The sequence below is a fragment of the Streptomyces sp. NPDC006134 genome, assembly GCF_040628835.1.
Classification (GTDB): domain Bacteria; phylum Actinomycetota; class Actinomycetes; order Streptomycetales; family Streptomycetaceae; genus Streptomyces.
In genome coordinates this window covers 21,418-30,698 of sequence record NZ_JBEXTV010000082.1, presented here as the reverse complement: position 1 = coordinate 30,698, position 9,281 = coordinate 21,418, and the positions used below count along the sequence as shown (strand labels likewise).

Below are 9,281 nucleotides of genomic sequence, written 5' to 3'. Positions count from 1 at the left end.
GCCCGGCAGTGGCCGGGCGCCCCGCGCCGTCTCGTCACCGGTGGGGCCCGAAGGCCACCGGTCCAGTCACCGGTTCAGCTCGAACCAGACCACCTTGCCGGTGCTCAGCCGGGTCGCGCCCCACCGCCGGGCCATCCGGTTCACCAGGTACAGCCCGCGCCCGCCCTCGTCCGTGGCCCGCGCCTGCCGCAGGCGCGGCAGCTGCGGCACGTCGTCGCCGACCTCGCAGCGCAGCACGTCCGTGCGCAGCAGCCGCAGGGTCACCGGCCGGGAGGCGTACCGCACGGCGTTGGTCACCACCTCGCTCACCAGCAGCTCCACGGAGTCGGTGAGCTCCTCCAGGCCCCAGCGGGCCAGTTCCCGGCGGGCCAGGCGCCGGGCCCGGCCGGGAGCGGTCTCCTCCGGCTCCAGCTCCCAGTACGCCACGTCGCTCGGCGCGATCCCGTCGAAGCGGGCGGCGAGCAGCGCGATGTCGTCGTCCCGGTCGCCCGGGCCGAGCATGTCCAGCACCTCGTCGCACAGCGCCTCCAGCGGCGGCGCGTGGTCGGCTCCGGTCAGCTCGGCGGTCGCCTCCAGCTTCTCCCGCAGCTGCTCTATGCCGGTCCACACGTCCCGCAGCCGGGACTCCACCAGCCCGTCGGTGTACAGCAGCAGGGTGGCCCCGGCGGGCGCGTCCAGCTCCACCGCCTCGAAGTCGACGCCGCCGACCCCGATCGGGGCGCCCGCCGGCACCGACAGCACCTCCGCCCGGCCGCCCAGGTGCAGCAGGACGGGCGGCGGGTGGCCGGCGTTGGCGACGGTGATGCGGTGCGCGACCGGGTCGTACACGGCGTACAGGCAGGTCGCCATGCGGTCGGTGCCCAGGCGCTGGGCCTGTTCGTCGAGGTGGTGCAGGACCTCCTGCGGCGGCAGGTCGAGCCCGGCCAGGGTCTGCGCGGTCGTGCGCAGCTGGCCCATGATCGCCGCCGAGGTCATGGAGTGGCCCATGACGTCGCCGACGACGAGGGCGACCCGGCTGCCGGGCAGCGGGATGGCGTCGTACCAGTCGCCGCCCACCCGCGCGGTCTCCGCGGCGGGCAGGTAGCGGGAGGCCAGCCGCACGCCGGTGCAGCGCGGCAGGTTCTCCGGCAGCATGGTGCGCTGCAGCTCGTCGGCGATGTACGCCTCACGGCCGTAGAGCACCGCCTTGTCGATGCCGAGGGCGCTGTGCGTGGCGAGCTGGGCCGCCACCAGCAGGTCGTCGGTCTCGAACGCGATGCGTTCCGGGCCGCGCAGGAACAGCGCCGCCCCGATCACCCGGCGCCGCCCCCGCAGCGGCGCGAGGATGGCGCGCTGCCCGCCGGGTATCGCGAACTCGCAGCCGTCGCCGAGCAGTTCGGGGAGCGCGGCACGGGCGGCGGGCGCGTCCGTGAAGACCGGCCGCACCCCGCGCAGCACCTCGGCGAGCGCGCTGCCCGGCCGCACCTCGCACAGCTCGGAGCCGACCGAGTCCAGCTCGGACGGCTCCGGCTGGACGGCCGGCATGAACCCGCCCTCGGTGTCGCGGTCGGCCGGTATCCGGTCGGTGCGGCGCAGCCGCAGCACCAGCGGGCCCGACGGCCGCTCGTCGCCGACCGGCAGCGGCTCGCGCAGATAGACGAGGATCGCGTCGGCGAACGTGGGCACGGTGGCCCGGCACAGGCCCATCACGATCTCGTCGAGGTCCATGCCCCGGGCGATCCGCCGGGTCGCGGCCCCCACGAACCTCAGCCGGTCCCCGTCCCGGCGCATCGGCGTGGGCCGGCCGGGCGCCGGGAGCTGCCCGGTACGGCGCTCGGGCCCCGTCGGCGTCCCGGCGGCCGGGGCCACGGCGGCGCCCGGCTGGGCCGGGATGCCCTCGGGGGCGGGCCGCGGCCGGTGCGTGTCGGGCTCGGCCGCCTGCCCGGCGACCGGCTGGGAGTGCTCGAAGGCACCGGCCGGGTCCGTCTCCGGGCCGGACGGCGCCTCCGGAGCCCGTCCCTGGGCGCCCGGAGTGGGTAAGGCGGTCGCGCCGGGCGCGTGCGCCGGCGCGGAGGCAGGAAGCAGCGCCCCGCGGGGATCCGCGGGGTCGACGCCCGCCGTGGGGCGTTCGAAGGAGGTCGGGTGCTCCGTCACGCGTGTCGAATCCATCCGTCCGGGGCTGCGCGCCGCGCGCGCAGTTCGTCCCGCAGAAGTCCCGATACCCGGTATACCTGCCCCAGGAACGGAATTCCCGTGTGGTCAGAGGCTGTTTCCGTGCGGCCGGCGGACTGTTTGCGGTCCGTTCCGGCGGTGCCCTCGTCCCTTTCGCTCACGTCCTGCCGCCCCTCGGTGACGATCGGTCAAGCCCAGCGCGTGTTCCGCTCGTTGCCGCCGCGCTCTCTTGCGGAGGACGATCCTACGTTTCTTGCCCGGGGGCGCATCAAGGGTCTCATGTGGACACATGCGCGGGCGTACGATCCCAGTCCTCGGGCAACGACGGTACCGGCCATGAGGGGTCCGGGCGCCAGTCCTGCCAGCCGTCGCAGAACGGCGGCCCCCAGGCGTCGATCACCGCCACCGCGGACCGTCCCGCCCGGCGCACCCGCTCGGCGAGCGCGGCGTCCATCAGCCCGTCCCGCTGGGCCTGCGCGAACTCGTCCTCGTCCCGCCATTGCCAACGGCCGTCCGGCTGGACGGAGATGTCCAGGAAATGGTCCTCGGAGTCGACGCCGCCCGGCCAGCGGGCCAGCGGCTCCTCCAGGTTCACGTACCAGTTCTTGAACCGCCAGCCCGGCTCCCAGAACAGCCACACCGACCAGGGCTCGCCCGGCCGCGCCAGCTTCAGCACACCGGTGCCGAACCACCGGTCGCGCTGCACGGTCCGCGGCTTGGTGTAGCGCGACGCCAGCGGCTCGTGGTGGACCGGGGTGCCGTCGGCGAGCGCCGGCTTCACGCACTCGGTGCCCGGCGCCATCCACACGGCGAGCAGATCGGCGTCGTCCCGTACGACGGTGACGGGGCGGGCGATGTGTATGCGCGGGCCGCCGTTCTCCCGGTACCGCCACAGGATCTGGCTCCCGGGCGCCCAGTGGGCCACCGCCCCGCCCGTCCGGGCCGCCACCCCGCCCGCGTGCGCCGCAGCTCCGGCCGCTCTCGCCGCCGTGCCGCCCGCGCGTGCCGCCGCTTCGCCCGTCCCCGCCGCTGCCGTCACCGCTTCACCGTCCGTCATGGCCAGATATTAGGTGCCCGGTGCATACGACGCTGCGGCGCGCGTCACGGTTCGCACGCCGGGCGCGCGGGCGGTGCGAGCCCGGTCAGAGATGCGTCATCCGCAGGACGTCCAGCGCCTCGTCCAGCTGACCCTCGGTCAGGTCGCCGCGCTCGACGTAACCGCCCTCGATCACCACCTGGCGGATCGTCTTCCGCTCGGCCAGCGCCCTCTTGGCGACCTTGGCGGCCTCCTCGTACCCGAGGTACTTGTTGAGCGGGGTGACGACGGACGGCGACGACTCGGCGTACTCGCGCGCCCGGTCGCGGTGCGCCACGATGCCGTCGACGGTGCGGTCGGCCAGCAGCCGCGTGACGTTGGCGAGCAGCCGGACGGACTCCAGCACGTTCTTGGCGATGACCGGCAGCATCACGTTGAGCTCGAAGTTGCCGGCCGCCCCGGCGGTGGCGACGGTCGCGTCGTTGCCCACGACCTGCGCGCACACCATGAGCACCGCCTCGGGGACGACCGGGTTCACCTTCCCCGGCATGATCGACGAGCCGGGCTGGAGGTCGGGCAGGGAGATCTCCGCCAGGCCGGTCCTCGGCCCCGAGGCCATCCAGCGCAGATCGTTGGCGATCTTCGTCAGGCCGACGGCGATCGTCCGCAGCTGCCCGCTGGTCTCGACGATGCCGTCCCGCGCGCCCTGCGCCTCGAAGTGGTCGCGCGCCTCGGTGAGCGGCAGCCCGGTCGCGCGGGCCACCTCCGCGATGACGGCGGCGGAGAAGCCGGGCGGGGTGTTGATGCCGGTGCCGACGGCGGTGCCGCCCAGCGGCAGCTCGGCGAGCCGGGGCAGGGAGGCATGCAGCCGCTCCACGCCGTACCGGACCTGGGCGGCGTACCCGCCGAACTCCTGCCCCAGCGTCACGGGCGTGGCGTCCATCAGGTGGGTGCGCCCGGCCTTCACCACGTCGGCGAACTCCTCCGCCTTGCGCTCCAGCGCCGCCGCCAGGTGCTCCAGGGCCGGGACCAGGTCCCGGGTGACGGCGGCGGTGGCCGCGATGTGGAGGGAGGACGGGAAGACGTCGTTGGACGACTGGGAGGCGTTGACGTGGTCGTTGGGATGCACGTCACGTCCCAGGCGCTCACTGGCGAGGGTGGCGATGACCTCGTTGGCGTTCATGTTGGACGAGGTCCCGGAACCGGTCTGGAACACGTCGACGGGGAAGTGGTCGTCCCACCGCCCGGCGGCCACCTCGGCGGCGGCCTCCTGGATCGCCCGGGCGGTCTCCCCGTCCAGGACGCCCAGCTCGGCATTGACCTTCGCCGCCGCCTGCTTGATCCGTGCCAGCGCCTCGATGTGCGCGCGCTCGATGCGCTGCCCGGAGACGGGGAAGTTCTCCACCGCCCGCTGGGTCTGGGCCCGCCACTTGGCGTGGGCGGGCACCCGCACCTCGCCCATCGAGTCGTGCTCGATGCGGTACTCGCTCCGGCCGGTCCTGTCCTGTCCCTCGTCGGTCATCGACGATCACCTCCACGTCTCACAGCGTCCGCGACGGGACCACTGTTCCCCGTGGAGGCGGACCGTCACCGCGTCCGTCAGCCGAGGCCGGGGCCCCGCACCGGGATGGACGTGAAGGTCGGCTGCGGAGCCGGGTCCTGGAAGAAGTCGTTGCCCTTGTCGTCGACGACGATGAAGGCGGGGAAGTCCTCCACCTCGATCTTCCAGACGGCCTCCATGCCGAGCTCCTCGTACTCCAGGACCTCGACCTTCTTGATGCAGTCCTGCGCCAGGCGGGCGGCGGGGCCGCCGATGGAGCCCAGGTAGAAGCCGCCGTGCGCGGCGCACGCGTCGGTGACCTGCTTGCTGCGGTTGCCCTTGGCCAGCATCACCTTCGAGCCGCCCGCCGCCTGGAACTGCTCGACGTAGGAGTCCATGCGGCCGGCCGTCGTCGGGCCGAAGGAACCGGAGGCGTACCCCTCGGGGGTCTTGGCCGGACCGGCGTAGTACACCGGGTGGTCCTTCAGGTACTGCGGCATGCCCTCGCCCGCGTCCAGCCGCTCCTTGATCTTGGCGTGCGCGATGTCGCGGGCCACCACCAGCGGGCCGGTCAGCGACAGCCGGGTCTTGACCGGGTACTTGGTCAGCTCGGCGAGGATCTGCTCCATCGGCTGGTTCAGGTCGATCTTCACCACGTCGCCCTCGTCGAGCTGGGCGTCGGTGGTGTCCGGCAGGAAGCGCGCCGGGTCCCTCTCCAGCTGCTCCAGGAAGACGCCCTCGGCGGTGATCTTGGCGACGGCCTGGCGGTCGGCGGAGCAGGAGACCGCGAGGGCGACCGGGCAGGAGGCGCCGTGGCGCGGCAGGCGGATCACGCGGACGTCGTGGCAGAAGTACTTGCCGCCGAACTGCGCGCCGATGCCGATCTTCTGGGTGAGCTCGAAGACCTTCTCCTCCAGCTCCTTGTCCCGGAAGCCGTGGCCGAGGGGCGAGCCCTCGGTGGGCATGTCGTCCAGGTAGTGCGCGGAGGCGTACTTCGCGGTCTTCAGCGCGTACTCGGCGCTGGTGCCGCCGACGACGATCGCCAGGTGGTACGGCGGGCAGGCGGCCGTGCCCAGCGAGCGGATCTTCTCCTCCAGGAACTTCATCATGGAGGTCTCGTTCAGGACCGCCTTGGTCTCCTGGTAGAGGAAGGACTTGTTGGCGCTGCCGCCGCCCTTGGCCATGAACAGGAACTTGTAGGCGTCCCCGTCGGTGGCGTACAGCTCGATCTGGGCGGGGAGGTTGGAGCCGGTGTTCTTCTCCTCCCACATGGTCAGCGGTGCCATCTGCGAGTAGCGCAGGTTCAGCTTGGTGTAGGCGTCGTAGATGCCACGTGAGAGGGCCTCCTCGTCGCGGCCCGCCGTCAGCACGTTCTGGCCGCGCTTGCCCATGACGATCGCCGTGCCGGTGTCCTGGCACATGGGGAGCACGCCGGCGGCGGCGATGTTGGCGTTCTTCAGCAGGTCCAGCGCCACGAACTTGTCGTTGTTCGACGCCTCGGGGTCGTCGATGATCCGGCGCAGCTGCGCCAGGTGCGCGGGCCGCAGGTAGTGCTGGATGTCGTGGATGGCCTCCTCGGCCAGCTTGCGCAGCGCCTCCGGCTCCACCTTCAGGAACGTCCGCCCGTCCGGTCCCTCGACGGTGGAAACGCCCTCGGAGGTCACCAGCCGGTAGGGGGTGGTGTCCTCTCCCATGGGGAGCAGATCGGTGTACGCGAACTCAGGCATCTCGCCCATTCCTCACTCACGACAGACAGCGGCTGGCCTCCGTTGGCAGCGTCCACCAGCGTAGAACCTGCCGCCGACGGCGGGTCTGTGAGGTAAGGCTCAGTTCGTCGCGTCCGGTCCGTCGCCTTCGGGCCGTCGTCTTCGGTCCATCGCTGCCGGGCCGCCTCCGTCGGTCCACCGCCGTCGGTCCATCGCCGCCTTCGGGCTGCCTGCACCGGCCCACCGGCCCACCGGCCCACCGGCGCCGGATCGCCGCCACCCCTAGTCGCGATCTATCGCGTTTCGGTACGCTGCTGCCGTGGACCTTCAGAAGCACGCACCGCAGCCGGAGCCGCCCGCACCTCCGCCCGTCTCCGAGTTGCGCGCCTCGGACGCAGACCGGGACCGCATCGCCGACATGCTCCGCGAGGCCCTCGCCGAGGGCCGCCTCACGGCGGAGGAGCACGCCGAGCGCGTCGAGGGCGTGCTGGCCGCCAAGACCGTCGGCGAGCTGGACGTGTTCGTACGGGACCTGCCCGCCGCGCACGAGGGCCGGGCCGGCCGGGCCTACGCGCCCGCTCCCCACCGCCCCGAGGCCGGCGCCATCCCGGCCGATCCCGACGAGAACGTCGTCGCGGTGTTCAGCGGCGCCGTCCGCAAGGGCCGCCGCCGCGCGGGCCGCCGGATCCACGCCTGGGCGGTCTTCGGCAGCGTCGAGATCGACCTCAGCGAGGCGATCTTCGAGTACCAGCAGGTGGTGATCAAGGCGTTCGCGGTCTTCGGCAGCGTCGAGGTCCGCGTCCCGGAGAACGTGTCGCTGCGCGGCATGGGCGGCGGCGTGCTGGGCAACTTCGAGGTGGACACCCGCGACTCGGCCGAGGCCGAGGCCCCCGTCGTCTACGTCGACGGCTGGGCCGTGCTGGGCAGCGTCGAGGCGCGGCCCCGGCGGGGCAAGATCGTCGCGGACCTCCTCGACCGGGTCCACCGCAAGGTCGACCGGAGCCTGCGCAAACACCTGGATCATTGACGGTCGTGAATCCGGCCGGCCCCGCGGCGGCCCGGCCGGCTCCGCGGGGGCGTGACGACCCCCGCAGAGCCGGCGGTTGGGGACGCAGTGCATAGGCGCGCACACAGTGGGTAGGCCTTGCTGCATCGTCTCTCGCTCGCGAAGCCGTCGTCAGGAGTAGACCGTGCTGCAACCGCCGCATTCGTCCCTGCAGGTAGCTGCCGTTCCGGCCCAGCGGGTGCCCGCACGGGACAGGGACCACGACGCCCCGTGGCACACCGAGGCGGTGTGCCGCCGCGACGAGGCCGGCCTGTTCTTCGCGCCCTCCAAGGAACCCACGGCTGCCCGGCTCTCGCGGGAAGAGGCGGCCAAGCGCGTCTGCGCGCGCTGTCCGGTCATGGTCGAGTGCCGCGAACACGCGCTGCTCCAGCCCGAACCGTACGGCGTCTGGGGCGGCCTCACCGCCGCCGAGCGCCGCGTGGTCCTGGCCCGGCGCCGGCGCCGCGAGATGGAGCTGAAGAAAGCGGCACGCGCGACCGGCCGTATAGCGGCGGCCGGTTAGCCGGCACCGCGAGACACACGGGAACGCACGGGAACGCACGGGAAGGCCCGGAAACGCACGGGAGCGCCCCGGACGGGACACACGGGAACGCGCGGAAGGGGCACCCTCTCCGCACAGAGGGTGCCCCTTCCGGTATCGCGCGGGCGGCGCCCCCAGGGGGCGCGGAGCTACTTCGCCCGGTCGAAGTCGATCGCGCTGTAGGCGCGCAGCTTGCTCAGCCGGTGCTCGGAGTCGATCCGGCGGACCGTGCCCGACTTGGAGCGCATGACGATCGACGACGTCATGGCGGTCTCGGAGCGGTAGCGCACCCCGCGCAGCAGCTCGCCGTCGGTGATGCCGGTCGCCGCGAAGAAGACGTTGTCTCCGGAGACCAGGTCGTCGGTGGTCAGGACGCGGTCCAGGTCGTGCCCGGCGTCGACCGCCCGCTGCCGCTCCTCGTCGTCCTTCGGCCACAGCTTGCCCTGGATGGTGCCGCCCAGGCACTTCACCGCGCAGGCCGAGATGATGCCCTCGGGGGTGCCGCCGATGCCGAGCAGCAGGTCGATGCCGGTGCCCTCGCGCAGCGCCAGGATGGAGCCGGCGACGTCGCCGTCGGAGATCAGCTTGATGCGGGCGCCGGTCTCCCGGACCTGGTCGATCAGGTCCTGGTGGCGAGGCCGGTCCAGGATGCAGACGGTGACGTCCTCGGGCGTGGACCGCTTGGCCTTGGCGACCCGGCGGATGTTCACCGACACCGGCGCGTCGATGTCGACGAAGTCGGCGGCCTCCGGCCCGGTGACCAGCTTGTCCATGTAGAAGACGGCGGACGGGTCGAACATCGCCCCGCGCTCGGTGGCCGCGAGGACGGCGATCGCGTTCGGCATGCCCTTGGCCGTCAGCGTGGTGCCGTCGATCGGGTCGACGGCGATGTCGACCTCGGGCCCGGTCCCGTCGCCGACGCGCTCTCCGTTGAAGAGCATCGGCGCCTCGTCCTTCTCGCCCTCGCCGATGACGACGACGCCGTTCATCGACACGGTGTGGACCAGGGTCCGCATGGCGCGCACCGCGGCGCCGTCGGCGCCGTTCTTGTCCCCGCGCCCGACCCAGCGGCCCGCGGCCATCGCCGCGGCCTCGGTGACCCGGACCAGCTCCAGTGCCAGGTTGCGGTCGGGGGCCTCGGAGGGGACGTCCAGCTCGGACGGCAGATGATGATGCTCGGTCATCGGAGCGCACCTTTCTGATACGACGACGGCCGGATGAGGGTGTTGGTCCCGACTCTATCGTTAGGCAGACAAAATGAG

At 72.8% G+C, this 9,281-nt stretch carries 7 protein-coding genes; 2 read left to right on the top strand and 5 right to left on the bottom strand.

Going from position 1 to position 9,281, the window contains the following annotated elements:
- Positions 1-66: 66 nt before the first annotated feature.
- The 4 genes from ABZ340_RS33850 to ABZ340_RS33835 form a co-directional block, all read right to left on the bottom strand.
- Positions 67-2,148, bottom strand: a complete 2,082-nt coding sequence (locus ABZ340_RS33850) for a SpoIIE family protein phosphatase (RefSeq protein ID WP_358785714.1) — start codon at positions 2,146-2,148, stop codon at positions 67-69.
- Between the two features lie 280 nt (positions 2,149-2,428).
- The gene (locus tag ABZ340_RS33845; RefSeq protein ID WP_358785713.1) at positions 2,429-3,208 is read right to left on the bottom strand and encodes a DUF402 domain-containing protein; all 780 of its coding nucleotides are present in this window, start codon (positions 3,206-3,208) and stop codon (positions 2,429-2,431) included.
- A gap of 85 nt (positions 3,209-3,293) precedes the next feature.
- Positions 3,294-4,709, bottom strand: a complete 1,416-nt coding sequence (locus ABZ340_RS33840; RefSeq protein WP_358785712.1) for a class II fumarate hydratase — start codon at positions 4,707-4,709, stop codon at positions 3,294-3,296.
- 77 nt (positions 4,710-4,786) lie between these two features.
- Entirely contained in the window at positions 4,787-6,463 is a 1,677-nt protein-coding gene (locus ABZ340_RS33835; RefSeq protein WP_358785711.1) for a fumarate hydratase, read from the bottom strand.
- Between the two features lie 289 nt (positions 6,464-6,752).
- Between ABZ340_RS33835 and ABZ340_RS33830 the strand changes: the two genes are divergently transcribed.
- The gene (locus ABZ340_RS33830) at positions 6,753-7,460 is read left to right on the top strand and encodes a DUF1707 domain-containing protein (protein WP_358785710.1); all 708 of its coding nucleotides are present in this window, start codon (positions 6,753-6,755) and stop codon (positions 7,458-7,460) included.
- Positions 7,461-7,623: 163 nt separating this feature from the next.
- The gene (locus ABZ340_RS33825) at positions 7,624-8,001 is read left to right on the top strand and encodes a WhiB family transcriptional regulator (RefSeq protein WP_358785709.1); all 378 of its coding nucleotides are present in this window, start codon (positions 7,624-7,626) and stop codon (positions 7,999-8,001) included.
- Positions 8,002-8,168: 167 nt separating this feature from the next.
- Here ABZ340_RS33825 and glpX read toward each other — a convergent pair whose 3' ends face one another.
- Complete coding sequence (gene glpX, locus ABZ340_RS33820; protein WP_358785708.1) at positions 8,169-9,203, bottom strand: class II fructose-bisphosphatase; 1,035 nt, start codon at positions 9,201-9,203, stop codon at positions 8,169-8,171.
- Between the last annotated feature and the right edge of the window lie 78 nt (positions 9,204-9,281).